18 protein-coding genes are annotated in these 26373 nt (G+C 67.0%); 8 read left to right on the top strand and 10 right to left on the bottom strand.

Annotated features, from left to right (window positions below; all coding sequences use genetic code 11):
* Window position 1 precedes the first annotated feature (1 nt).
* Window positions 2-1753 carry an aspartate--tRNA ligase gene (gene aspS / locus J2X70_RS19525; protein WP_309911768.1) on the bottom strand — a complete coding sequence of 584 codons (1752 nt, stop codon included), beginning with the start codon at window positions 1751-1753 and terminating at the stop codon, window positions 2-4.
* Window positions 1754-1913: 160 nt separating this feature from the next.
* On the opposite strand from aspS, the gene J2X70_RS19530 reads away from it, so the two are divergent.
* Entirely contained in the window at window positions 1914-2672 is a 759-nt protein-coding gene (locus J2X70_RS19530) for a DUF3011 domain-containing protein (RefSeq protein ID WP_309911770.1), read from the top strand.
* A 146-nt stretch (window positions 2673-2818) separates the two neighbouring features.
* Here J2X70_RS19530 and J2X70_RS19535 read toward each other — a convergent pair whose 3' ends face one another.
* The 4 genes from J2X70_RS19535 to blaL2 form a co-directional block, all read right to left on the bottom strand.
* Window positions 2819-3460, bottom strand: a complete 642-nt coding sequence (locus tag J2X70_RS19535) for a hypothetical protein (RefSeq protein ID WP_309911771.1) — start codon at window positions 3458-3460, stop codon at window positions 2819-2821.
* Between the two features lie 63 nt (window positions 3461-3523).
* On the bottom strand, window positions 3524-5080 hold the full coding sequence (locus J2X70_RS19540; RefSeq protein WP_025874685.1) for a glycosyltransferase family 39 protein: 1557 nt from the start codon (window positions 5078-5080) through the stop codon (window positions 3524-3526).
* Between the two features lie 108 nt (window positions 5081-5188).
* On the bottom strand, window positions 5189-6412 hold the full coding sequence (locus J2X70_RS19545; RefSeq protein WP_154880981.1) for a cation:proton antiporter: 1224 nt from the start codon (window positions 6410-6412) through the stop codon (window positions 5189-5191).
* 106 nt (window positions 6413-6518) lie between these two features.
* Entirely contained in the window at window positions 6519-7433 is a 915-nt protein-coding gene (gene blaL2, locus J2X70_RS19550) for a L2 family extended-spectrum class A beta-lactamase (protein WP_279208374.1), read from the bottom strand.
* Between the two features lie 174 nt (window positions 7434-7607).
* Between blaL2 and ampR the strand changes: the two genes are divergently transcribed.
* A complete protein-coding gene (ampR, locus tag J2X70_RS19555; RefSeq protein WP_025874688.1) occupies window positions 7608-8471 on the top strand; it encodes a LysR family transcriptional regulator AmpR in 864 nt (287 codons plus the stop codon).
* A 91-nt stretch (window positions 8472-8562) separates the two neighbouring features.
* Here the strand turns inward: ampR and J2X70_RS19560 are convergent, their stop codons facing one another.
* The gene (locus tag J2X70_RS19560; protein WP_025874689.1) at window positions 8563-10428 is read right to left on the bottom strand and encodes an ABC-F family ATP-binding cassette domain-containing protein; all 1866 of its coding nucleotides are present in this window, start codon (window positions 10426-10428) and stop codon (window positions 8563-8565) included.
* A 334-nt stretch (window positions 10429-10762) separates the two neighbouring features.
* On the opposite strand from J2X70_RS19560, the gene J2X70_RS19565 reads away from it, so the two are divergent.
* Window positions 10763-13150: a TonB-dependent receptor gene (locus tag J2X70_RS19565; protein WP_025874690.1), complete on the top strand. Its 2388-nt coding sequence runs from the start codon at window positions 10763-10765 to the stop codon at window positions 13148-13150.
* A gap of 158 nt (window positions 13151-13308) precedes the next feature.
* On the top strand, window positions 13309-15009 hold the full coding sequence (gene ybaL, locus J2X70_RS19570) for a YbaL family putative K(+) efflux transporter (protein WP_025874691.1): 1701 nt from the start codon (window positions 13309-13311) through the stop codon (window positions 15007-15009).
* A gap of 511 nt (window positions 15010-15520) precedes the next feature.
* Here ybaL and J2X70_RS19575 read toward each other — a convergent pair.
* Window positions 15521-16807, bottom strand: a complete 1287-nt coding sequence (locus J2X70_RS19575) for an aminotransferase class V-fold PLP-dependent enzyme (RefSeq protein WP_025874692.1) — start codon at window positions 16805-16807, stop codon at window positions 15521-15523.
* Window positions 16808-16987: 180 nt separating this feature from the next.
* On the opposite strand from J2X70_RS19575, the gene J2X70_RS19580 reads away from it, so the two are divergent.
* From J2X70_RS19580 to J2X70_RS19590, 3 genes are all read left to right on the top strand, one after another.
* Complete coding sequence (locus J2X70_RS19580) at window positions 16988-17722, top strand: response regulator transcription factor (protein ID WP_025874693.1); 735 nt, start codon at window positions 16988-16990, stop codon at window positions 17720-17722.
* Window positions 17719-19008, top strand: a complete 1290-nt coding sequence (locus J2X70_RS19585) for an ATP-binding protein (protein WP_309911779.1) — start codon at window positions 17719-17721, stop codon at window positions 19006-19008. Before J2X70_RS19580 ends, J2X70_RS19585 begins: the two co-directional genes overlap by 4 nt.
* A gap of 141 nt (window positions 19009-19149) precedes the next feature.
* Window positions 19150-19950 (top strand): MipA/OmpV family protein, encoded by an 801-nt coding sequence (locus J2X70_RS19590; RefSeq protein ID WP_025874695.1) that lies wholly within the window; start codon window positions 19150-19152, stop codon window positions 19948-19950.
* 84 nt (window positions 19951-20034) lie between these two features.
* On the opposite strand, the gene clpB is transcribed toward J2X70_RS19590, so the two are convergent.
* Both clpB and J2X70_RS19600 read right to left on the bottom strand, forming a co-directional pair.
* A complete protein-coding gene (gene clpB / locus J2X70_RS19595) occupies window positions 20035-22620 on the bottom strand; it encodes an ATP-dependent chaperone ClpB (RefSeq protein ID WP_032975152.1) in 2586 nt (861 codons plus the stop codon).
* 180 nt (window positions 22621-22800) lie between these two features.
* Window positions 22801-23616: a DUF3014 domain-containing protein gene (locus tag J2X70_RS19600; RefSeq protein ID WP_088100998.1), complete on the bottom strand. Its 816-nt coding sequence runs from the start codon at window positions 23614-23616 to the stop codon at window positions 22801-22803.
* A 149-nt stretch (window positions 23617-23765) separates the two neighbouring features.
* Between J2X70_RS19600 and J2X70_RS19605 the strand changes: the two genes are divergently transcribed.
* Window positions 23766-24476 carry a glutathione S-transferase gene (locus J2X70_RS19605; protein WP_309911782.1) on the top strand — a complete coding sequence of 237 codons (711 nt, stop codon included), beginning with the start codon at window positions 23766-23768 and terminating at the stop codon, window positions 24474-24476.
* Window positions 24477-24535: 59 nt separating this feature from the next.
* On the opposite strand, the gene J2X70_RS19610 is transcribed toward J2X70_RS19605, so the two are convergent.
* Window positions 24536-26143 carry a membrane protein gene (locus J2X70_RS19610; RefSeq protein ID WP_032975155.1) on the bottom strand — a complete coding sequence of 536 codons (1608 nt, stop codon included), beginning with the start codon at window positions 26141-26143 and terminating at the stop codon, window positions 24536-24538.
* Window positions 26144-26373: the final 230 nt, after the last annotated feature.

The raw sequence follows: 26373 nt of genomic DNA on the forward strand, positions 1-26373 counted from the left end.
ATCAGTTTTTCTTGGGGCGAACCTGGATGTGCACTTCGGCCAGCTGCTCGTCGACGATCGGCGACGGCGCGTCGGTCATCAGATCCTGCGCACCGGTGGTCTTCGGGAACGGGATGACGTCGCGGATCGACTCGGTGCCGGCCATCAGCGCGGCGATGCGGTCGATGCCGAAGGCGATGCCACCGTGCGGCGGCGCGCCGTAGTTCAGCGCGTCGAGCAGGAAGCCGAACTTGGCGCGGGCTTCTTCGGCACCGATGCCGAGCAGTTCGAACACCGCGCTCTGCATGTCGGGGCGGTGGATACGGATCGAACCGCCGCCGATTTCATTGCCGTTGAGCACCATGTCGTAGCCGCGCGAAACGGCGGTCTTGGCGTGCGCGCGCAGGTCGGCGATGTCGTCCACGGCCGGCGCGGTGAAGGGGTGATGCAGGGCGACGTAGCGCTGCGCTTCCTCGTCCCATTCGAACATCGGGAAGTCGGTGACCCACAGCGGCGCCCAGCTGTCGGCGACCAGACCGAAGTCCTTGCCGGCCTTCAGGCGCAGCGCGCCCATGAAGTCGGACACCTTGTTGTAGCCGCCGGCACCGAAGAACACGATGTCGCCGTTGCCGGCGCCGACATGGGCGACCAGGGCGGCGAAGTCCTCTTCACTGAAGAACTTCTGGATCGGCGAGCTGATTTCACCGTTCTCGCCCACCTTGATGTAGGCCAGGCCCTTCGCACCGTACTTGGCGGCGTGCGCGGCGTACTCGTCGATCTGCTTGCGCGACAGGCTGGCACCACCGGGGATGCGCAGGGCGGCGACGCGGCCATCGGCATCATTGGCAGCAGCGGTGAACACCGGGAATTCGCTGGTCTTGACCAGCTCGGCCACGTCCACCAGTTCCAGCGCGATGCGCAGGTCAGGCTTGTCCGAACCATAGCGACGCATCGCCTCGGCCCAGGTCATGCGCGGGAAGCTGGCATCCAGTTCGACGTCGACCACTTCCTTGAAGATGGCGCGGATCATGTCTTCGACGAAGTCCTGCACGTCGCGCTCGCGGACGAAGGCGAACTCCATGTCCAGCTGGGTGAATTCCAGCTGGCGGTCGGCACGCAGGGCCTCATCGCGGAAGCAGCGCGCGATCTGGTAGTAGCGGTCGAAGCCGGCCACCATCAGGATCTGCTTGAACAGCTGCGGGCTCTGCGGCAGGGCATAGAACTCGCCCGGGTGCATGCGCGCCGGCACCAGGAAGTCGCGTGCGCCTTCCGGAGTGGCCTTGGTCAGGATCGGCGTTTCGATGTCCTGGAAGCCCTTCTCGTCCAGGTGGCGGCGCAGGGCCTGCACCAGCTTGATGCGGGTGCGCTGCATGCGCTGCATCTCCGGACGGCGCAGGTCCAGGTAGCGGTACTTCAGGCGGGTTTCTTCGCCCGGGTTCTCGTGGGCGTGGAACGGCAGCGGCGCGGCCTTGTTCAGCACGGTGATGGCGGTGGCGATCACTTCCACTTTGCCCGTGCGCAGCTTGTCGTTGACCGCGTGGCGGGCACGTACCACGCCTTCCACCTGCAGCACGTCCTCATAGCCCAGCGAGGCGGCCACGGCGAACACTTCGGCGTTGTCGAGCTCCACCGTCACCTGCACGATGCCTTCATGATCGCGGAGATCGATGAAGCAGACGCCGCCCTGGTTACGGGCCACGTCGGTCCAGCCGGCGAGGGTGACAGTCTGGCCAATCAAGGTCTCATCGACCAGGCCGCAGAAGTGGGTACGCATGGGGGGAAAGCTCCGCTGGAGAACGCCGGCGCCTGATGGAGGCCGGAAAGCCTCTTATTCTGCGGCCGACGCCCCGGCCGGGGCAAATGCGGACGGTCACGCGGGCTTGATCGCCCCCGTCCTTATAGTCGCGCACCTACTCCCGTATGGGGATGTCGCCATGAAACCGCAGTCCCTGGCCAGCCTGGCCGTGATCCTTGGCACCTTTACCGCGCTCGCCCTGCACTCTGCCCCTGCCGCCGCGCAGGACGGGGTGGTCCGCTGCGAGAGCCAGAACAACCGCGAACGCGTCTGCAACACTGGCTGGCGCGATGCCCGGCTGGTCCGCCAGCTGTCCGGCTCGGCCTGTGTGGAAGGCCGAACCTGGGGCACCCGCAATGGCAGCATCTGGGTCAACAACGGCTGCCGCGCCGAATTCACCCAGGGCCGAGGCGGCTGGGGTGGCGGCAACGGCGGCGGTTGGGGTGGTGGCAACGGCAACGGCAACAGCGGCACCGTGCGCTGCGAAAGCCAGGACAACCGCGAACGCAGCTGCCCGGTGGGCTGGCGCAACGCACGCGTGGTCCGGCAGATCTCCGGCACGCAGTGCGTGGAAGGCCAGAACTGGGGCGTGCGCAACGGCGCGATCTGGGTCAACCGCGGCTGCCGCGCCGAGTTCGCCGAGGCCCGCGGTGGCTGGGGCGGCGGCAATGGTGGGGGCAATGGCGGCGGCTGGGGTGGTGGCAACAACAACTACACCGTGACCTGCAGCAGCAACAACAACCGCCAGCAGAGCTGCAACTGGGATGAACGCCAAGGCCGGCCTGTGCTGCAGCAGCAGCTGTCCGGCAGCGCCTGCCAGGAAGGCCGGACCTGGGGCTACTCGCGCGGCAACGTGTGGGTCAGCAACGGCTGCCGGGCGCGCTTCGGCACGCGTTGAGGGGTAGCGCCGGGCCATGCCCGGCGAGCGCAGCGGCAGGGTCTCCGCTTGAAAGCCGCCGGGCATGGCCCGGCGCTACCGGGCTGTCCGCGGCAGCATGCCAGGGGTCAGAGCCCTTGCCGTGGGCATGGGATCCGACCCCGCAATCAGGGTGCCGGCGAAGCCTGGTCGCCCCAGGGCGCCGGCGGTAGCGCGACCGGCTTGCTGAGATCGAACTCGACCCGGAAACGGCGCTCTTCCGGGCGCGTCAGCTCATAGACGAAACGCTGGTCCGGCTCGATCTCCATCGCCCAGGTGTTGTGGGTTGAAGCCAGCATGCCGGCACGGCGGAACATCGCCACCGACTCGCCATCGGCGGGGAACTGCTGGCGTTCGGCGGTGCCCGGCGGCTTGCTGTCGCCGCCGTACAGGGTGATCGCATCGGGACTGCCATCGGCGTGGCGATGGTCGTGCTTCAGGCGCAGCCCGTGCTCGGTGCGGGTCAACACCCAGGTGCGCGAATGGTCATCGCCGACGTGGAACGGGATGCGCAGCTCATGGCCCGGGTCGGCGCAGCCCCGCACGTGCATCACCAGCTTCTGCCCGGCGAAGGGGTCTTTGCCGGTGGGGGCCGGCGTGTCTTCCACCACCTTGCCCTCGTACGCCTGGCCACAATGGGCAGCGACCGCGGCCATGAAGGCGTCGGCCGGCGCGGTCGACAGATCGTGGTTGACCGTATGCGATGGCTGCGAGCAGGCGGCGAGGCCGAGCAGGGCGAAGGCGGAAGCAACAGCGGCGATCGGTTTCATGCCCCAACCCTAACGGCCATGGCCGGCAGGCGCAAACCGTGCCGGCCGACCATGACGGGCAGATCAGTGGCGCAGCCAGACCTTGCAGTCACCGATTTCCTGCATCTGCGCGCCCTGCGAATAGCGCTGCACGATCGCAGCCTGCCATTGCGCGCGCTGCGGGGTGCTGCCCAGGCCATTGGGGCAATTGACCAGTGCCACCAGCGGCAGCCCGCCCAAAGCGTCATCATTGCCGGCGAGTGCTTCCAGCGCCGCATCCGATGCCCAATCGGGAATCATCACCGCGCGACGGCCTGACCGATATGGCAGCGCCGAAGACCAGTCGTCGCCGAAGGCCATCACCACGCCCTGCTCGGGCGTATCGGACCGGATCAAGTCAGCGATCTGCGAGATCGTGGTCGGCTCGCGTGCCTCCTTCATGTCCTTCAGCGACTTCACCAGCCCAAACCCCACCGACAGCAGGCACAGGAAGATCGCCAGAGCCACACCTCGACCCGGCTTGCCGGCCGCTTCGCCGCGCTGGATCACCCACCACAGCACCAGGCCGACGATGGACGTGGCAAACACGAGCTGGGCGAACTGATAGTACGGGTGCACCACCTGCAGGTTGGTAAACACCGCCATCGGCATCAGGTAGGCCAGCAGCAGTACGACCACCGGTGCGCGGATCTGCCGGATCGACAGCCCCGCGATGAGGAAGATCAGGAACACCCAGTTGGAGCCCACTGGCCCCGAGAAGCGCTTCTTGAAGATCGTGCCCCACCACGTCGCAGGGTCCAGGCGCTGCTGGAGGGTGCCGTAGTTGAATCCGGCCAGCCCTTCGGAGGTCACCTGCACGCCCAGTGCGGACTGGGCCTTGAGCGCGTCGGCATGCTGCAGCCAAAGGACGATGGCCAGCAGAGCGGCCAGGGCCGCCAGCGCGCCCCCGGCCAGCAGCTTCCAGTGTGTGGCCAGCCAGTGAGGGCGCCAGCCGTGCTCGCGCAACACCATCCAGGCAACGGCCAGCACGGTGAAGGCAGCGAAGCCGAAGAATGTGGTGATCTTGACAAGTGCGCCCAGCATCGCAGCGACGATGGCCACCAGCCCCACCCACGCCCTCGGCTGCACATGCAGACGTGCCATGGCCCAGACGAACAGCAGGCCGAAGAATACCGCCGTCGATTCGATCATCACCGAGCGGCCCCAGAACTGGGCCAGCGGCGATACGGCGAAGGCGCCGGCAAGGCACAGCGCCAGCACGCGATCCGGACGAACCACCAGGCTGATGCGGTAGACCATCCAGATGCAGCCGACGTGGAATACGGTGGAAACCAGCCGGCCACTGTTGTCCGCGCTGATGCCGGTGGCGCTGGACAGCACCGCGGCCAGCCACTGATAGAGCGGGAATTCGAAGGGAATCGACCACGGCGCACCGAGCACCGGTGTCAGGTAGTCAAGCCACGGGCCACCGCGCACCATCCAGTCGATCGACAGCGCAGTCTGCGTCTGTCGGAATCCCGAGGCATCGACCGGTGGCATCGACCAGCTGTATCCGAACAGGATCAGCAATGCGAAGGCAGAGAACCAAAGCAGGATCCGGCCTGGCAGCAGTTTACGATCGAGGTTCACGTCCTGGGTCACGCCTGCAGCTCCTGGGATATCCAACGTACCGGAACCGGCACATCGCGGGGCGCGCAGTGTCACGTGCCGCGCGTCCACAACGCAAGCCTGCTGATGCCCTGCGCAGCCTCAACGCGATGCAGCGGCTGACGGCGGATCGACGGCAACCACGTCCGTCGCTGCCACCGGCGCATCTTCGCCCTGCCCTGCCGGCTCCTGCTCGACCGGGTCGACATCGAACGGCGTGCGGAACACCAGCGAAGGCAGCAGCGTGGTCAAGGCGGCATACAGCAGCAACGCGCCGAACAGCACCGCGGGAATCTGGAAGCGATCGCGCATGATCGCGGCCAGCACCAGGGTGAAGATCAGCGTCGGTGCCAGCGCCAGCGACACGCGCAGGCTGCTGCGGAAGCTCTCGCCGAACATCACGCGGCGCTGCAGCCAGACCACTGCGATGCGCAGCGGCAGCACCACCAGGGTGATGACGATGCCCAGCCCCAGTGCCTCCCAGCTCAGCGCTTCGCTGGGCACCTTGGTGCCGGCGTTGAAGAAGTAGAACGGCACGAAGAACGAGGCGAACAGACGCAGCGCATGCAGGTTTTCGTGCGAGGCCAGCAGCGGCATGCGCTGGTGCAGCAGGCGCGCGACCAGGCCGGCAATGAAGGCGCCGACCAGGTAGTACACGCCCAGCAGGTAGGTGATGTACGCCGCCACCATGCCCACCATCACCAGCAGCGAGAATTCCGAGCCCGGCGCATGCGGCGCGACCCAGCGACCGAGCGCGATGAACAGCAGCGGCAGGCCGATCATCATCGCCAGCAGGGCCAGGCTGGACAGCGCCATGTGCCCGGGATCGCCAGCCTGCAGCACGATGAACAACGCCGCCAGGGCCAGCAGTTCGCCGGCGATGGCCTTGCTGGTGACCCAGAACCGCTCGTCCTCGCTCAGCCCCAGCCGCGACAGCGAATCCATGATGAAACCGGTGGAGGGGGTCAGCAGCGCAAGTGCCAGCAACCCGGCCGCCTGCCATGGCAGGCCGGCGTAACGCCAGGCCAGCCAGCCGACGCCGAACAGGGTCGCACTGCGGATCAGCAGATGCGCCAGCAGCGGCCACATGCCGCGCCGCAGGGCCTGCAGGTCAACTTCCAGGCCGGCGAACAGGAACAGTGAGGAGATGCCCAGCGTGGCCAGCAGCGCGATGACCGCGTCGTGCGCCTGGTCGCCCAGCCAGAGCATGCCGATGATGCCGAACAGCAGGCAGGTCAGCGGCGCCGGCAGGCTGAACCGCTGCAGCGCGCGCGGGATGACCAGCAGCGCGAAGATCAGCAGCAGGTAGACCAGTTCATGGCTCATCGGGGGGACTTCCGTGTGGATCGAACGCGCGCAGGATGCGGGTTCGATCCGGATCGGGCAAGCCGGACACGGCTGAAAATGTCCTCTCCTTTCGGCAGCGCGCCCTTCAGCGGATCAGCCCATCGGCGATCCGCCCGACCTGCGCAAGTACCGCCGCGCGCTGTTCGAAGCTGATCGTGCCCGCCTGCAGATAGGCGGTCAGGACCCAGGGCGAACCGCCCTGCACCGGCCACAACACGGCGATGTCGTTGCGGGCGTCTTCGCCATTGCTGCCGGTCTTGTCGCCCACCCGCCAGCGCTTGCCCAGGCCCGCACGAAGGCAGGCATCGCCGGTTTCGTTGTCGATCAGCCAGTCGGCCAGCTGCTGGCGTGAGGCAGGCCTGAGTGCATTGCCCAGCACCAGACGCTGCAGCGTCGATGCAATGGCCGCCGGCGTAGTGGTGTCGCGGGGATCATCAATGGCGAAGCTGTTCAGTTCCGGCTCCAGGCGATCGCTGCGGGTGATCGTGTCGCCGGTTGCGCGCAGGAACGCGGTCACCGCCGGCGGCCCGCCGATCGCTGCGAACAACAGGTTGGCGGCGGTGTTGTCGCTGGTGATCAACGTGGCCCGGCACAGGTCACGCACGGTCAGGTCCTTGCCGACGTGGCGGCGGGTGACCGGCGCGTGCTCCAGGAGGTCCTGGGTCCGCACCGGCAGGCGCCGGTCCAGCAGTGCCGGATCGCGCTCGGCCTGCTTGAGCACCGTGGCGGCCAGCACGCTCTTGAAGGTGCTGCACAGCGGGAAGCGTTCGTCCTGGCGATGGCCGAGGCGGCGACCACCGGCGCTGTCGAGCAGGGTTACGCCGAGTCGACCGCGGCACGCCTTTTCCAGTGCGGCGAAGTCGGCGGCGGCGGCGATGGCGGCATCGACCGGTGTGGCGGGCACGGTGGCGGGTGCGGCAGCCCGGGCCAGCAGCGGCAACGCAAGGGTGGAGGCGACTGCGGCACTACTGAACTGCAGGAATCGACGACGGGCAAGCATGCGGAATCCTCGTGGAAGCTGTCCCGATTATTGAAAGGGTGGGCAAAGGCGACCAGCGCGTTTTTTCAGCGTCAGCCATGAAATTAATTCATGCATGGCGCATTAAACCCTTTATTTATCCAACGCCCATGGCAAGGCGCTACCATCAGCCATCATCCTGCCTCACACGTCCCCATGCTGCACCCCACCCTTTCGCTGAATGCGTTGCGCGCCTTCGAAGCGGCTGCCCGGCACCAGAATTTCACCCGGGCCGCCCTGGAACTCTGCGTCAGCCAGGCGGCGTTGAGCCACCAGATACGCGGACTGGAGGACCGGCTGGGTATCCGCCTGTTCCACCGCCTGCCCCGCGGCGTGGCGTTGACCGAGGAAGGCGCAGCCCTGTACCCGGTGCTCAATGAATCCTTCGAGCGCATTTCAGCCAGCATCGCCCGCTACACCGGTGGCCCGGCGCGGGAAGTGCTGACGATCGGCGTGGTCGGCACCTTCGCCACCGGCTGGCTGCTGCCGCGGCTGGCCGCGTTCGATGCGGCCCACCCGGATATCGAACTGCGGCTGCAGACCCACAACAACCGCATCGACCTGGCCGGTGAAGGCCTGGACCTGGCGATCCGTTTCGGCGATGGCGACTGGCAGGGACAGGCCTGCACGGCGATCCTGGACGCGCCGTTCGCGCCGTTGTGCGCGCCGGCACTGGCGCGGCGGCTGAAGCATCCGCGCGACCTGGCGGCCTTGCCGCTGCTGCGTTCGTACCGCAGCGACGAATGGCCACGCTGGCTGCAGATGGCCGGGGCCAACGGCGTGGAAGCACGCGGACCGGTGTTCGATTCGTCCTTGACGCTGGCGGTAGCTGCGGCCGGTGGCGCAGGCGTTGCCCTGCTGCCGCTGCGCATGTTCGAAGCGGACCTGGCCGAGGGCCGGCTGCTGCAGCCGTTTGCCACCACGCTGGAGCTGGGTCGCTACTGGCTGACCCGTCTGCGCTCGCGTGCCGAACGGGAACCGGCCAAGCGGTTCCGCGAATGGCTGCAGGCGCAGGGATGAAACACGCGCGCCGCGGGTAGCGCCGGGCCATGCCCGGCGAGCGCGGCGGTCGGGAGAAGCCGCCGGGCATGGCCCGGCGCTACCGATGGAATCAGGACTCCAGCAGTTCCATCCAGGCCGCTTCGGCCTTTTCCAGCTGTGCGGCGGCGGCTTCGCGGTCGCGGCCGAGCACGGCCATGCGCGTGGCATCGGCATAGTTGCTCGAGTCGGCAAGCTGCCGGTCCAGTTCGGCCAGCACACCTTCCAGCTCGGCGACCTTGGCTTCAGCGCTGGCCAGCTTGTGCGGGTTGACCGGCTTCTTCTGCACCACCTGCGCGACCGGTGCGGTCGTGACCACCACCGGTTCCTCCACCTGCTCCATGCGTGCCTTGGTGCCCTGCGCCTGCGGGCGCGTGCGCAGCCAGGCGGCGTAGGCATCGAGGTCACCATCGAAGGGTTCGACCACGCCGTCGGCCACACGCCAGAAGGTGTCACAGACCAGGCCGATCAGGTGGCGGTCATGCGAAACCATCACGATCGCGCCGTCGAAATCGGCCAGGGCTTCGGCCAGGGCTTCGCGCATTTCCAGGTCAAGGTGGTTGGTCGGTTCGTCCAGCAACAGCACGTTCGGCTGCTGCCAGGCGATCAACGCCAGCGCCAGGCGTGCACGCTCGCCACCGGAGAAACCATCCACCGGTTCAAAGGCACGGTCGCCCGGGAAATTCCACTTGCCGAGGAAATCGCGGAACGACTGGTTCGGTGCATCCGGGGCCAGGTCGCGGAAGTGCTCCATCGGCGACTGGCCTTCATGCAGCGACTCGACCGTGTGCTGGGCGAAGTAGCCGATGCGCAGGTCCGGGTGCGCGGCGCGCTCGCCGGCGATCGGCGCCAGTTCGCCCACCAGAGTCTTCACCAGCGTTGTTTTACCGGCGCCGTTGGGGCCCAGCAGGCCGATGCGCTGGCCCGCTTCCAGGCCGAAGCCGACGTTGTGCAGGATCACCGAATCGCTGCCGTAGCCGGCCTCGACGTGGTTCAGGCGGATCAGCGAGAACGGCAGCTTGGCCGGCGGTGCGAACTCGATGCGGAACTCGCGCTCGGCGCGCACCGCCTCGGTACCGGCCAGCTTGGCCAGGCGCTTCATCCGGCTCTGTGCCTGTGCGGCCTTGCTGGCCTGGGCCTTGAAGCGGTCGATGAAGCTCTGCAGGTGGGCGCGCTCGGCCTGTTCCTTCTCATGCGCGATCTGCTGCTGGCGCAGCTGTTCGGCACGCTGGCGCTCGAAGTCGGTGTAACCGCCCGGGTAAAGCTTGGCGCCACCACCGTGCAGGTGCAGGGTGTGGGTGGCCACGTTGTCGAGGAACTCGCGGTCATGCGAGATGAGCAGCAGGGTGCCGGGGTACTTCAGCAGCCACTGTTCCAGCCAGTACACCGCGTCCAGATCCAGGTGGTTGGTCGGTTCGTCGAGCAGCAGCAGGTCGCTGGGCATCATCAGCGCGCGGGCCAGGTTCAGGCGCACGCGCCAGCCGCCGGAGAACGAGGACACCGCGCGGTGGTGCGTTTCGGCCGGGAAGCCCAGGCCATGCAGCAGCTTGCCGGCACGCGCTTCGGCGTCGTAGGCGTTCAGCTCGGCCATGCGCGTATGCGCCTCGGCCACCGCTTCCCAGTCTTCGCGGGCGGTGGCGTCGGCTTCGGCAGCCAGCACCGCAGCCACTTCGATGTCACCGCCCAGCACGAAGCTCAGCGCCGGGTCCGGCAGGGACGGGGTTTCCTGGGCAACGCTGGCGATGCGGATCTTGCCCGGCAGGTCGACGTCACCCTTGTCGGCCTCCAGTTCGCCCTTCACCGCCGCGAACAGGCTGGACTTGCCAGCACCGTTGCGGCCGACCACGCCTACCCGGTAACCGGCATGCAGGGTCAGGTCGACATTGGACAACAGCAGCCGCTCGCCGCGGCGCAAGGCGAAATTACGAAGCGAAATCATGGGGGGAGGCGTCCATATAACCGAATGGAATGTGCTGGTAAGCACTGTTCCTGCGACGCAATTCTAACGTTAACGAATACTTGACGCGCCCCGGGATGCGCGACGGCCGACGTTCCTCTCTCCCACGTCCTGTCCGCGCGCCTCCCGGGCCCCTCCCCCGTCACCGCCTGTCGCAGCTAAATGGTTGCTGCTGCAACGTTTTTTCTGATGACCGGCATTTGACAGGCACTGAATATCCCGTTAATTCCTGTATTGCGCACCGCAACAACCGTCGTCCGCCTCACCCCCGTGATGTCGATTCCGGTGCCATCCCGCCAACCGGAGCCCCCTCCCGATGACCCGCAAGACCAGCCTGATCGCCGCCGCCGTCGCTGTCGCACTCGGTGGTTCTCCGTTCGTTGCCGCCGCCCAGCAGGCCGGCACCGCCGCCAACACCCTGGATACGGTGATCGTCACCGGCACCCGCGTGGCCGACCGCACGGTCGCCGAATCGCAGTCGCCGATCGACATCATCACCCCCGAGATCCTGCAGTCCACCGGTACCGGTGAGCTGGCCACCGCGCTGTCCCGCGCGCTGCCGTCGCTGAACTTCCCGCGCCCCGCGCTGACCGACGGCACCAGCGGTGTGCGCCCGGCACAGCTGCGCGGCCTGTCGCCGGACCAGGTGCTGGTGCTGGTCAATGGCAAGCGCCGCCACACCTCGGCGATGATCAACGTCAACGGTAGCATCGGCCGCGGTTCGTCGGCGGTGGACATCAACGCGATTCCGATCGCCGCCATCGAGCGCGTCGAGGTGCTGCGTGACGGCGCCTCGGCTCAGTACGGTTCGGATGCCATCGCCGGCGTCATCAACATCGTGCTCAAGGGCAGCGGCAGCGGTGGCAGCCTGGCCGTCGACTACGGCCAGTATTCGGCCGGCGACGGCAACAAGTACCAGCTGTCCGGCGATACCGGCGTGGAATTCGGCAACGGCCGTGGCCGCGTGCACGTGGCCGGCCAGATCAGCCAGCAGGACGAGAGCGACCGCGCCGGCCCCTATCGCGGCACCACGCCGAACACCGTCAACTACCCGTCCGTGGGCCAGACCACCTTCATCGTCGGCGACCCGCGCGTGGACGCCACTGCGGCGTCGGCCAATGCCAGCTTTGATTTCAGCGACCACGTGACCGGCTATGCGAGCGCGCTGCTCAGCAACCGCGACATCACCTCGTTCGCGTTCTACCGTTCGCGCAACCACAACGGACAGACCGCGCTGCTGGCGCAGACCTACCCCGACGGCTTCGTGCCGGAGATCAACCAGTATTCCAAGGACCGCTCGCTGGTGGCCGGGGTCAAAGGCAACACCGACAACGGCTGGACCTGGGACCTGAGCCTGAACCACGGCGAGAACACCCTGGATTTCCACACCCGCAACAGCATCAACTACAGCCTGGGCGCGACCAGCCCGCGTTCGTTCTACGACGGCACGCTGAAGTACCAGCAGGACATCTTCAACGCCGATCTGACCAAGTCGCTGGACTGGGGCCTGGCCTATCCGGTCACGCTGTCCTTCGGCGGTGAGTACCGCCGCGAGAAGTGGGACCAGAACCCGGGCGAGCTGAATTCCTACACCGGCACCGGTGCGCAGGGCTTCGGCGGCTTCACCCCGACCAACGAAGTGCATACCGACCGCCACAACTACGCAGTCTATGCGGGCCTGGAAGCGGACCTGAGCGAGAAGTTCTCCGCCGGTGTCACTGGTCGTTACGAGGATTACTCGGACTTCGGCGACCGCTTCTCCGGCAAGCTGTCGGCGCGCTATGCCTTCACCGACAAGGTAGCGCTGCGTGCCACCGCCTCCAGCGGTTTCCGCGCACCGTCGCTGGCCCAGCAGGGCTACCAGGCGGTGACCAGCCAGTTCCTCAACGGCGTGTTCGTTGAACGCGGCACCTTCCCGACCACCAGCCCGGCCGCACAGGCACTGGGCGCGTCGCCGCTGAAGGCCGAGACCTCCACCTCCTACAGCCTGGGCCTGGTGCTGCAGCCGGTGGATCGCCTGTACATCACCGTCGACGCGTACCAGATCGACATTGACGACCGCATCGCGTTGTCGTCCAGCATCAGCACCAATGCCGCCAGCAGCGCGCTGCTGACCACGCTCGGCCTGCCGCAGGTGACTGCGTTCTCGTACTTCACCAACGGCCTGGACACCCGCACCCGCGGCGTCGACTTCGTGTCCAGCTACACCGTGCCGTTCAGCGCCAGCAGCCTGGAACTGACCGCGGCCTACAGCTACAACGACACCGAAGTGCAGCGCGTGGGTGGCACGCCGGCGGTGTTCGGCACACTGGGCCTGACCCAGTCGCTGATCGGCCGCGATGAGATCGGCCGCATCGAGGACAGTTATCCGCGTGACAAGACGATCCTGAGTGGCACCTGGCGTTCGGATCACTGGGAACTGGGCCTGGCGGCGACCCGCTACGGCGAGTTCACGGTGCGCAACTCGGCCACCGCCGCGCGCGACCAGACCTACGGCGACAAGTGGGTGCTGGATGCCTCGGCCAGCTACAAGCCGAGTGCGAACTGGACGCTGACGGTGGGCGCCGACAACCTGCTGGACGAGTACCCGGATCGCACCGAGGACCTGCAGAACTCGACCTTCGGCATGCTGCCGTACAGCAACTACTCGCCGTTCGGCTTCAATGGCGCGTATGTGTACGGGCGGATCAAGTACAACTGGTAAGCGGTAACGGGCGTGCCGGGCCCTGCCCGGCGGGTTCATCCGGGGTCAGATCCCTTTTCCTGCAGGAAAAGGGATCTGACCCTATTTGCTCCAAAGGTTTGCCGCATTTGGCTCATTAGGTGAAAATCGGGGCATCCCCCTGATTTCTGCGAGAGCCGATGCACCATGACACCGACCTGATCAACATCGTTGCCGTTGGTCTCGGGCTCGCCTTCATCTTCGGCGCGCTGGCCAACAAGCTCCGCTTGTCTCCTCTGGTCGGTTACCTGGTTGCTGGCATCTGCGTCGGGCCGTTCACGCCGGGCTTCGTCGCCGACCAGGCACTGGCCAACCAGCTGGCCGAGCTGGGCGTGATGCTGCTGATGTTCGGCGTCGGCCTGCACTTCTCGCTGAAGGACCTGATGGCGGTCAAGGCCATCGCCATTCCCGGTGCCATCGGCCAGATCCTGGTCGCTACCCTGCTCGGCTGGGGCCTGGCGGCATTGATGGGCTGGCCGGTCATCCACGGCGTGGTGTTCGGTTTCGCGCTGGCCACGGCCAGTACCGTAGTGCTGCTGCGCGCGATGGAAGAGCGCCGCCTGCTGGAAACCCAGCGCGGCAAGATCGCGGTCGGTTGGCTGATCGTCGAGGACCTGGCCTGCGTGCTGGCACTGGTGATGATGCCGGTGATGGCCGGTGTGTTCGGGCCCGACGCGGCCAATGAACACCACACCCTCGGCAGCGTGCTGGCCAGCATCGGCTGGACGTTCGTGCAGCTGGGCCTGTTCGTGGCGGTGATGCTGGTGGTCGGCCGCCGGGTCATTCCGTGGATCCTGGAGCGCATTGCCGGTACCGGCTCGCGCGAACTGTTCACCCTGTCGGTGCTGGCGATCGCGCTGGGCGTGGCGTTCGGCTCGGCGATGCTGTTCGGTGTGTCCTTCGCGCTGGGCGCGTTCTTCGCCGGCATGCTGCTCAATGAATCGGAACTCAGCCACAAGGCGGCCAGCGATTCCCTGCCGCTGCGCGACGCGTTCGCGGTGCTGTTCTTCGTCTCGGTGGGCATGCTGTTCAATCCCGGCATCCTGATCGAGCACCCGTGGCAGGTGCTGGCCACCGCCGGCATCATCATGTTCGGCAAATCGGCGGCGGCGTTCTTCATCGTGCGCGCGTTCGGCCACCCCACCGGCACCGCGTTGACGATCTCGGCCAGCCTGGCGCAGATCGGCGAGTTCGCCTTCATCATTGCCGGCCTCGGCGTGACCCTGAAGATCCTGCCGCCGACCGGCCAGGCGCTGGTGCTGGCCGGCGCGCTGATCTCGATCATGCTCAACCCGCTGGTGTTCGGCCTGCTCGACCGCTGGCTGCTGAAGCACCAGGAAACCACGCCCACCGCGGTGGAGACCGAGCTGCCACCGGGGCCGTCGCTGGACCTGCACGACCATGCCATCGTCATCGGCTATGGCCGCGTCGGCAGTGCGTTGGCGCAGGTGCTGCGCGACCGTGGCGTGCCGGTGATGATCATCGACGACAACAAGGAACACGTGGCCGAGGCGCATGCCGCCGGCCTGCCCGGCATCCGCGGCAGCGCCGCCTCGGACAAGGTGCTGGCCGAAGCCCATCCCGAGCGCGCGAAGATCGCGGTGCTGGCGATCCCGCAGCCGCTGGAAGCCGGTGAGACCTTGGCCAAGCTGCGTGCGATCAACCCCAACCTGACCCTGCTGGCGCGCGCGCACAGCGATGCCGAAGTGAAGCATCTGCTTGAACACGGTGCCGACGGCACGGTGATGGCCGAGCGCGAGCTGGCCTACTCGCTGGCGGAAATGGTGATGGCTACCCCGCCGTACCGCAGTCTTGGGCAGCACAGCATCCCGGTGGTGTGAGGGTGCGGCCGGGCTGCGCCCGGCACCCGCTGTGGTGCCGGCCGCTGGCCGGCAACCTCAACAGCCACAGCCGAAGCAGAAGCGGGGTTCCTGTGGGATGGCGGGGTGGGTCCGGTTGCGGGGGACGCCGTGAATCCATCCCTGGAGGCTTGGCCGCGGCATCCATGCCGCGGACACCCCCGCAACCAGACCCACCCCGCCTTCGACAGATTTCAGCGAGCTGCGGGTACGGCGTTCGGTGCCGCTGTTGGTAGGTGTCGACCTTGGTCGACACAGTAGATCCACGCCATGCGTGGATGGATCTCCATCGGAATCGAGTATTTCGACAGTGCATCAAAATGCGTCCACGCACGGCGTGGATCTACCTGGGTTGGCTGCCCCCAAAAAAATCCCCGGCCGACCCGCATCGGCCGGGGATGATATCGCCACGCCCTTGGAGAGCGTCTCTACCGTAACGCTTTCCTGCAGTGGTGGTGATCGCCTCTGGCGATGACGACCAAGCCAGCGGGTATCAGGCGTCCGCCAATGCCTGTTCCAGGTCCGCGCGCAGATCGCCGATGTGCTCGATGCCGATCGACAGGCGCACGGTGTCCTCGCTGACCCCGGCCCTGGCCAGTTCGGCCGCATCCAGCTGGCGATGGGTGGTCGAGGCCGGGTGGGTGGCCAGTGACTTGGCATCGCCCAGGTTCACCAGCCGGGTGAACAGTTTCAGGGCATCGAGGAAGCGGGCGCCGGCAACGCGCCCACCCGGCAGGCCGAAGGTCAGCACACCGGAGCCATGGCCGCCCAGATAACGCTGCGCCGCCGCGTGTTCGGGGTCGTCGGCCAGCCCGGCATAACGCACCCACGCCACCTTCGGATGCGCGCGCAGGTACTGCGCCACAGCCAGCGCATTGGCATTGATCCGCTCCATGCGCAGCGCCAGGGTCTCGATGCCCTGCAGGATCAGGAAGGCGTTGAACGGTGACAACGCTGCGCCGGTATTGCGCAACGGCACTACCCGCGCACGGCCGATGTAGGCCGCCGCGCCGAGCGCTTCGGTATAGACCACGCCGTGATAGCTCGGATCGGGCTGGTTCAAGCGGGCGAAGCGTTGCGGCTGTGCCGTCCAGTCGAAGCGGCCGGAATCGACGATCGCCCCGCCCAGACTGGTGCCGTGGCCACCGAGGTACTTGGTGAGCGAGTGCACCACGATGTCGGCGCCATGTTCGAATGGGCGCAGCAGGAATGGCGTGGCCACCGTGTTGTCGACGATCAACGGCACGCCGGCCGCATGCGCGACCTCGGCGATGGCGGCGATGTCGGTGACGTTGCCGCGCGGGTTGCCGATCGATTCGACGAACACCGCCTTGGTGCGTTCATCGATCAGCGCGGCGAACGCGGACGGATCTGCCGGATCTGCGAAACGCGCCTGGATGCCGTACTGCGGCAGCGTGTGCGCCAGCAGGTTGAGGCTGCCGCCATACAGCGCGCTGGCCGCGACGATGTTGTCGCCGGCCTCGGCAATGGTCTGGATCGCATAGGTGATCGCGGCCTGCCCGGAAGCCAGTGCCAACGCGCCGATGCCCCCTTCCAGCGCCGCAACGCGCTGCTCCAGCACGTCGGTGGTGGGGTTCATGATGCGCGTATAGATGTTGCCCGGCACCTTCAGGTCGAACAGGTCCGCCCCGTGCTGGGTGTCATCGAATGCGTAGGCCACGGTCTGGTAGATCGGCACCGCCACCGCGCGGGTGGTCGGGTCGGGGCGGTAGCCGCCGTGCACGGCCAGGGTTTCCAGTTGCCACTGCGGATCGCTCATTGCGCCAGGCTCCATCCGGGGAAACGCCCACCATAGGCCAGCCATCGACCGCCATTGAGAGCCCCTGGCGATGACGCCAGTACCGGCGGTTATCAGGTTGCCCGGGATTCAGGCAGTCGTCATGGGCCATTGCTAGGCTTCGCCGCCGGGCCCTTTGCCCCGGACAAGGACGCCCTACCGATGCAGCCCTCCCCGTGGACTCCCGCCGCCGGCAACCCGACCCAGGTGCTGCTGGTCGAGGACGACCGCCGCCTGGCCGAGCTGGTCAGCGACTACCTGAGCGAACATGGATTTGCCGTGCAGCACGTGCCGCGTGGCGACCTGGCCAGCGCGGCCTGCCGCCAGCACGCGCCGGAACTGGTGGTGCTGGACCTGATGCTGCCTGGCCTCGGTGGCATCGACGTGTGCCGGCAGATCCGCAGTTTTTCCGACGTGCCGATCCTGATGCTGACGGCGTGCGAGGACGATATCGAACAGGTGCTGGGCCTGGAGTCCGGCGCCGATGACTATGTGCACAAGCCGATCGAGCCGCGCCTGCTGCTGGCGCGCCTGCGCGCGCTGCTGCGCCGTCGCCATGGCAGCGGTCCTGCCGGGGTGCCGTGCAGGCTGATGCATGGCGAGTTGCTGATCGATCGCGTGCAGCGCGAGGTCCACCTGCATGGGCAGCCCGTAGAGCTGGGCACCACCGAATTCGAGATCCTCTGGCTGCTGGCCAGCCAGCCCGGGCAGATCCTCTCGCGCGACCAGATCCTGCAGGCGGCGCGCGGCATCGGTTTCGATGGCCTGGACCGCAGCGTGGATGTCTGCATCGGCAAGCTGCGCCGCAAGCTGGGCGATGACGCGCGTGAACCGCGCCGGATCAAGACCGTGTGGGGCCGCGGTTACCAGTTCAATCCCTCGGCCTGGTCGGCGTGAAGCGCCTGTTCCTGTGGTTGTGGTTCGTCACCGGCGGCTGCCTGCTGGTGTCGGTGTTCAGCCTCAACCACCTGCTGGACCGCATCTACACGCCCCTGCAGGAACGAGTCTTCGTCGAACAGGTGCGCGGACAGGTGTATGCGCTGCGCAGCGGACTGGCCGGCCTGGACCGCCAGCAGCAACAGCAGCGCCTGCTGCAGTGGCAGCCGCATTACGGCATTGCGCTGTCACTGCTGGATGCACCGCCCGTGCTCGATGACGAAGAGCGCAGTGCCCTGCGCGGGGACGGCTTCATCGTCCGTGAGCGCAACCAGCAGGTGCTGCTGCCTATCGAGGGGACTGACGGACGCTGGCTGCAGCTGCGCCTTCCCGGCGAGGTGCAGATGACCCTGTACATGACCGCCGCCGCCTACCTGTGCATCCTGCTGCTGGTCGGCGCCTGCCTGTATGCCTGGGTACGCCTGCTGTGGCGCGACCTGGAAGCGCTGCGGGGTCATGCCGATCGCATCGGTGCCGGCGACCTGCAGGCACGTGCGCAGGTATCGCCACGCTCGCAGATCCGGGTCATCGTCGAGCATTCCAACCGCATGGCCGCGCGCGTGGCCGAACTGGTGCAACGGCAGCGCGATCTTACCCATGCCATTTCCCACGAGCTGCGCACGCCGATCGCACGCCTGGCCTTCGGCCTGGATCTGATGCAGGACAGCAACGACCCGGCGCGGCGGGCACACCTCGCTGCCGGCCTGCATGGTGATCTGGCCGAGCTCAACCGGTTGGTCAGCGAACTGCTGGCCTATGAGCGGCTGGAGCATCCCAACGACGCCGAGCCCATGCAGCGGATCGAGGCGAACGACTGGCTGCAGGCCTGCATGGAAGACGCACGGCGCGATGCCGAGCGCGCGGGCCTGGTGCTGCAGGTCTGGCCCAGCGCGCTGCCACGCGTGGATGCCGAGCCACGCCTGCTGCAGCTGGCCCTGAGCAACCTGGTCGGCAACGCGATGCGCTATGCACGCACCCGTCTGGAGGTGTCACTGGTCAGCGTGGCCGGCAAGGCCTGCCTGCGCGTGGATGACGATGGCCCCGGCATTGCCGAAGGCGATCGCGAGAAGGTGTTGCGCCCGTTCACCCGCCTGGATGACAGCCGCAGCCGCGACACCGGCGGCTTTGGTCTTGGCCTGGCCATCGCCGGGCGCATCGCGGTTCGTCACCACGGCGAGCTGCGCGTGGGACGCGCGACCCTGGGCGGTGCACGCCTGGAAATGCACTGGCCACTGGCTGCCAGCTGAACGCCACGGGCCGCGCTTACAGTTGCTTACAACTCCCGCACAACTGCGGACGGATTGGTCGGTGGCATCCCGCCACGCTGTCGACCCAGCAGCACGCGCCGGACGCGCGCACTGCATTTCCTCCCACTGTAGAGAGTTGCCATGTCCCACCGTCGCCGTTTTCCCACCCTGCTCGGCCTGGCCCTGCTGCCCTTGTTCGCAACGTCCACAGCGCATGCCAAGGAGGATCAATGGACCTTCGAGCTGGCCGCCGGTGGCGGCGTTGCCCCGCGCTATAGCGGCAGCGAGGAATTCCAGGCCGCACCGACGCTGTCGTTCGACGTGACTTCGCCGGGCGGCTGGTTTCTGGGTACCAGCGGTGCGGGTTGGGGCACGGCGATCGGCGAACACACCCGCGTGCGTGCCTACGTCGGCGGCAGCGGCAGCCGACGCGAGAAGAACTCGATCCTCGGCGGCTCGGACTTCCTGCGTGGCATGGGCGATATCGATACCCGGCCCCTGGTCGGCCTGGCGGCTGGCTATACGCTGGGTGAGGCGGTGTTGAGTGGTTCCTGGCAGTACACGCTGAAAGACGACGACAAGGGCGACAACGGCCTTGCCACCCAGCAGATCCACCTGAACCTGGAGATGCCGCTGTTCGATCTGGCCGGTGGCGTGGTCAGCGGCAGCGTCTCCACCGACTACGGCAACCGCGGCTATATGCAGACCTGGTACGGCGTCAGCCCCGACCAGGCCGCTCGCACCGGGTTCGCCCAGCACAAGCCCAAGGCCGGCCTGGTCAGCGCCGGGCTGGGCATGAAATGGAGCCATCGCGCTGGTCGCAATGGCAACTGGTACATCGCCGTGGAAGGCACCCGCCTGCTCGGCGACGCCGCCGACAGCCCGATCGTGCAGAAGGCCAACCAGTTCGGGTTGATGACCGGGTATACGCACCGGTTCTGAGCATGGCCGGAGAACGCCGGACACCGACGTTCGCGCTGCCAAAGAGACGGGGCGCTGCGATCATGCAGCGCCCCGTTGCACGCATCAGGCCTTGGCGAACACCAGATGGCCGCCGTCGTTGCCCACTTCGATGGTATCGCCGTTGACGAACGCACCGGACAGGATCTTCTGCGCCAGCGGGTTTTCCAGCTGTGCCTGGATCGCACGCTTCAGCGGACGCGCACCGTAGACCGGATCGAAGCCGACGTTGCCGAGCAGATCGAACGCTGCATCGGACACCACCAGCTTCAGGCCACGCTCGGCCAGGCGCTTTTCCAGGCCACGCATCTGGATGCGCGCGATCTGCTTGATCTGCTGCTTGTCCAGCGGATGGAACACCACGATGTCATCCAACCGGTTGATGAACTCCGGACGGAAGTGCGCCTGCACCACGCCCATCACCGCCGCCTTCATCTGCGTGTAGGCCTCCGGCGTGTCATCGCCGCTCATGTCCTGGATCTGGTGCGAACCCAGGTTGGAGGTCATCACGATGACGGTATTGCGGAAGTCCACCGTGCGGCCCTGGCCATCGGTCAGGCGACCATCGTCCAACACCTGCAGCAGGATGTTGAACACATCCGGATGCGCCTTTTCCACCTCGTCCAGCAGGATCAGCGAATACGGGCGACGGCGCACGGCCTCGGTGAGGTAACCGCCTTCCTCATAACCCACGTAGCCGGGGGGCGCACCGATCAGGCGTGCGACGCTGTGCTTCTCCATGAACTCGCTCATGTCGATGCGGATCATCGCGTCGGCGCTGTCGAACAGGAACTCGGCCAGCGACTTGCACAGTTCGGTCTTGCCCACGCCGGTCGGGCCCAGGAACAGGAACGATCCACCCGGTCGATTCGGATCGGACAAGCCAGCGCGCGAACGACGCACCGCGTCGGACACCACCTTGATCGCCTCTTCCTGGCCGACCACGCGGTTGTGCAGCACCTCTTCCATGCGCAGCAGCTTGTCACGCTCGCCTTCGAGCATCTTGTTGACCGGGATGCCGGTCCAGCGCGAGACGACCTCGGCGATCTCCTCGTCGGTGACACGGTCCTGCACCAGCTTGAAGTCGTGGTTCTCCACTTCCTGGGCGGCGGCCAGCTGCTTTTCCAGCTGCGGCAGCACGCCATACTGGATCTCGCTCATGCGCGCGAAATCCTGCCGGCGCTGGGCCGACTCCAGTTCAACCTTGGCCTGCTCGACCTGTTCCTTGATCTTCGTCGTGCCCTGCAGCGCGGCCTTCTCCGACTTCCAGACTTCGTTGAGATCGGAGAACTCGCGCTCCAGCGCATCGATATCGTTTTCCAGATCGGCCAGGCGCTGCCGCGAAGCGTCGTCCTTTTCCTTCTTCAGCATCTCGCGCTGGATCTTCAGCTGGATCAGGCGACGTTCCAGCCGGTCCAGTTCCTCCGGCTTGGAATCGATCTCCATGCGCAGCCGTGAAGCGGCCTCGTCCATCAGGTCGATGGCCTTGTCCGGCAGCTGGCGGTCGGTGATGTAGCGGTTGGACAGGGTGGCCGCAGCGACGATGGCCGGGTCGGTGATCTCCACCCCGTGGTGCACCGCGTACTTTTCCTTCAGGCCGCGCAGGATCGCGATGGTGTCCTCCACCGTCGGCTCGCCCACGAAGACTTTCTGGAAGCGGCGCTCCAGCGCGGCATCCTTCTCGATGTACTTGCGGTACTCGTCCAGCGTGGTCGCACCGACGCAGTGCAGTTCACCGCGCGCGAGTGCCGGCTTGAGCATGTTGCCGGCATCCATCGCACCGTCGGCCTTGCCCGCGCCAACCATGGTGTGCAGCTCGTCGATGAACAGGATGATCTGCCCTTCGCTCTTGGCCAGGTCGTTGAGCACGCCCTTCAGGCGTTCTTCGAATTCACCGCGGAACTTCGCGCCGGCGATCAGCGCGCCCATGTCCAGCGACAGCACGCGCTTGCCGCGCAGGCCTTCAGGCACTTCGTCATTGATGATGCGCTGGGCCAGGCCTTCGACGATCGCGGTCTTGCCCACGCCGGGTTCGCCGATCAGCACCGGATTGTTCTTGGTACGGCGCTGCAGCACCTGGATGGTGCGGCGGATTTCTTCGTCGCGACCGATCACCGGGTCGAGCTTGCCGCTCTCGGCGCGTGCGGTCAGGTCGATGGTGTATTTCTCCAGCGCCTGCCGCTGCTCTTCGGCGTTCTCCGACTGCACGTTCTCGCCACCACGCAGTTTGTCGATGGCGGTCTGCAGGCGCGCCTTGTCGGCACCGGCAGCGCGCATCGCCATGCCCAGCGTGCCGCCGTCTTCCAGCGCGGCCAGCACGAACCACTCGCTGGCGATGAAGGCATCACCGTTCTGCTGGGCCAGCTTGTCGGTGTGGTTGAGCAGGCGGTTGAGGTCGTTGCCGATCGACAGGTTGCCGGCCTGGCCGGACACCTTCGGCAGCGCTTCAAGCGCCTCGTCCAGACGTTCCCGCAGCACCGGCACGTTGACGCCGGCCTGGGCCAGCAACGGCCGGGTGCTGCCACCCTGCTGGTCCAGCAGGGCACTGAACACGTGCACCGGTTCGATGATGCTGTTGTCGCGGCCTACCGCCAGCGACTGCGCGTCTGCCAGCGCCTGCTGGAAACGCGAGGTGAGCTTGTCCATCCGCATTGCGAAACCTCATCGGTCATCTTGGCCGGCCCGCGCCGGCGATGCTGGAAAGATGCGGTTGCCCCACCCCGTTTCAAGGGTGGCTGCGACTGCATTCGAAGGCCAGTCAGCCTGTGGCCAGCATGCCGGATGCGGTGTTGTCGGCGCGTTGATCCGGATCAGATCTGCACGCTGGAGGCCTCAATGGGTGATCGCGGCCCGGATCGCCCGCAGCTGCTGCTTGACCGCCCGCGCCTGCGCCACGTCCATGCGCAGCAAGGCCTTCTGCCCGATCGAGCGCGACTGCAGGGTGGCATCGGCAAAGCGGTAGCGGCCCCGCTCATCGCGCTGCAGCAGTGGCGCCTGGGCCAGCTCCGGGGTGTCCAGCAGGTGGTCGATCACCGTTACCAGGCGATCATTGAAATACCCGTCGGGACGGCCCAGATCGACATACGCCTGCTGGATCAATGGATAGAAGCGCTTGTACGCGTGGGCCGCCGCCGCCGGGTCGAGCGCAGTGAAGGCCTGCACATAGGGCGCATAGCGCGCTGCATTGGCCGCGGCGATGCGTTCGCCGCCCTCGCCCGGCTCCACCTGCAGGCTGCCCGGTAGCGGCCGGAAGGCCAGCGCGGTAGGCGGCACACTGGCCTTGTCCAGGTTGTCGACCTGGGTGACCAGGCGCTGGATCAGGTGATCGCGCAGCAGCGCAGTCAACGCGCCCTCGCCCTTGAACAGTTCGCTCAACGTGCTCCAGGCGGCGGCATCGCTGTCGGCCAGGTTCGGCAACGCAGGGTCGGCGGCGGCCTCGGAATCCAGCGGATGCTTGATCGGAGAGGGCGCGGGTTCCTGCGTAGCAGCGGGCTTCGGTGCGGCACCTGCGGAGGTCGGCGCGGATTGCTCCGGCACCGCTACGCCATCTGCCAGGTGCTGCAACTGGTCGCGGAACAACCACGTGCCCGCGCCGCCCACCACCACCACGCCCAGAACCCAGGGCCAGACCACTTTTCCACTCTGCATGATGCAGAACCTCGCTTTTCACCTGCATGGACAAGGTGTGACTGCCCTGATTCGGCGGGGTTCCCCAGCCATTCCGCTGCCGTTGTGGTTCACGCCTGCTTTGCGCGGTACGCGCGACCCTGCTGTTCCTGTTGGGTGGAGAAGCCTTCATGCAGTACGCGTTGTACTACTGGACCGGCATCCAGGGCCGTGGCGAATTCGTGCGGCTGGCGCTGGAAGATGCCGGCGCCGATTACGTGGACATGGCGCGTGTGCACGGCGACGCCGTGATGCAGCCGTTCCTCGATGGCCACAGCGAAGGTGCGCGACCTTTCGCGCCACCGTTCCTGAAGGCGGGGCGACAGGTCATCGCGCAGGTCGCGGCCATTCTCGATTTCCTCGGCCCGACGCTGGATCTGGTTCCGCAGGCCGCCTCGCGGCGCATGCAGGCGCTGCAGTTGCAGCTGACCATCGCCGATCTGGTGGCCGAAGTGCACGACACCCACCATCCGATCGCCGCGTCGAAGTACTACGAAGACCAGAAGACCGAGGCCAGGGCGCGCGCGGCAGCGATGCGCGATGAGCGCCTGCCGAAATTCCTTGGCTACTTCGAGCAGGTGCTGAAGGCCAATGGCGGTCGCCACCCGCTGCGCGAACACTCCTACGTGGACCTGTCGCTGTTCCAGTTGCTGAGCGGGCTGGACTACATGTTTCCACGCCGCATGCGGGCGCTGTGGCCGAGGTTGCCACTGCTGCGCGCGCTGAAGGACCGGGTGGAACAACGGCCCGGCATCGCCGCCTATCTCGCTTCGGAGCGGCGGCTTGCCTTCAACACCAACGGCATCTTCCGGCATTACCCGGAACTGGATGGCGAGAAGTAGCGCCGGGCCATGCCCGGCGGCAGCGCAACCCAACGCCGGGCATGGCCCGGCGCTACCGGTCAATGGGCGTTTTCAGCCAGCGGCTTCACCGCCTGCTTCTGCAGCGACAGCAGCCCCAGCAGGATGGCCAGCGCCACATAGGCGCCGGCGAACTGCCAGCTGATGACGCGGGCCAGGCCCTGCAGATCCCACGGCAGGTAGATGCCGCCGCGCGGATCTACCGAATGGATCAGGCCGAACAGGGTGAGCACCGCCGCCACCAGCAGGAAGCCGCAGGCGCGGCGCAGACGGCCATCGACCATCGCTGCGACGGTGGCGATCCACAGCATCGAGGTGATGATGAAGCCGTTGCCCAGCGCGAAGATCACCGCCAGCTCCGGCAGGCCGTGGCCATCGACGTGGGTCAGCAGCGCGCCCATCTGCTCGGCCGGAATCCAGCCCGGCGCCTTGATCGCCAGCAGGTAGGCCGCCGACGGCAGGAAGCCCAGCACCATCGCCCCGGCATGCTGGCGCGGGGTGGCCTGGAACGCCTGGGTGGTGATGTCGATCGACACGTACACGATGATCGGCGCCAATACCGCCAGCGGCAGCCACTGCACCAGCCCGGAAATGATGCCGAGCATGCCGCCGATGCCGACGAACAGGCCGGTCAGCAGCGTGTAGCCGCTGCGCGCGCCCATGTGCTTGTAGGCCGGCTGGCCGATGTACGGGGTGGTCTGCGCAACGCCACCGCAGACGCCGGCGACCAGCGTGGCCACCGCCTCCACCAGCAGGATGTCGCGGGTGCGGTAGTCATCGCCGGCCGCGCGCGCGCTCTCGGATACGTTGATGCCACCGACCACCATCAGCAAGCCGAACGGCAACAGCAGCGGCAGGTAGGTCATCGCGGTCGGCAGGCCCTCGATGAAGCCCAGCGTCGGCAGCGGCAGCACCACCTGCGGCGGCACCCAGGCCGGAATCTGGAAGCCGGGCACACCCAGGCCGGCCAGGCCGAGCCCGTAATACAGCACGGTGCCGAACACGAAGGCCAGCAGTACACCGGGGCCGCGCAGCGGCAGCTTGCCCTTGGCGATCAGTACGTACAGCAGCAGGCCCAGCGTGGTGAAGCCCACCAGCGGCGAGCGCAGGGTCTCCAGCAACGGCAGCAGGCCCATCAGCACCAGTGCGATGCCCGCGATGGAACCCAGCAGCGCAGCGCGCGGCAGCGCGCGGGTCACCGCTTCACCGAAGAAGGACAGGATCAGCTTGAGCACGCCCATGATGACCAGCGAGGCCATGCCCAGCTGCCAGGTGGCGATGGCGGCGGCATGCGGGTCCAAACCCTGCTGCTTGAAGGCCAGGAAGGCCGGGCCCAGCACCAGCAGCGCCATGCCGATGCTGGTCGGTGCATCCAGGCCCAGCGGCATGGCGGTGACGTCGTCGCGCCCGGTACGCGCGGCCAGGCGCCGTGCCATCAGGGTGTACAGCAGGTTGCCGACCAGCACGCCCAGGGCGGTGCCGGGGAACATGCGGCCGAAGACCACGTCGGCGGGGAACTGGAACATCCCGACCAGGGCCATGGCGATGAAACCGAGGATGGAGAGGTTGTCGACGACCAGGCCGAAGAAGCCATTGAAGTCGCCAGCGACGAACCAGCGGCGCGGCGCGGTGGAAGCGGGAGCGGACATGGAAGGGGCGGTGGGGGTGGGGACCGCCGATGGTAGGCCCAGCGGGGCCGGCGCGCCAATTCCCGAGTGGAATGATGGGTTCCAGCCAACGGCGGAGCCCCTCGTGGTTGGTCGCTGAAAGCAGCCTATCGGAGTGGGTCGTGCGGGGTGGGCTGCGCAGGACACGCCGTAAACCCGTCCATGGGGGCTCGATGGCGCCATCCATGGCGCCAACGGTCCTGCGCAGCCCA

Origin of the sequence: Stenotrophomonas sp. 1337 (assembly GCF_031455455.1) — a bacterium.
In the GTDB taxonomy this organism is placed as follows: domain Bacteria; phylum Pseudomonadota; class Gammaproteobacteria; order Xanthomonadales; family Xanthomonadaceae; genus Stenotrophomonas; species Stenotrophomonas indicatrix.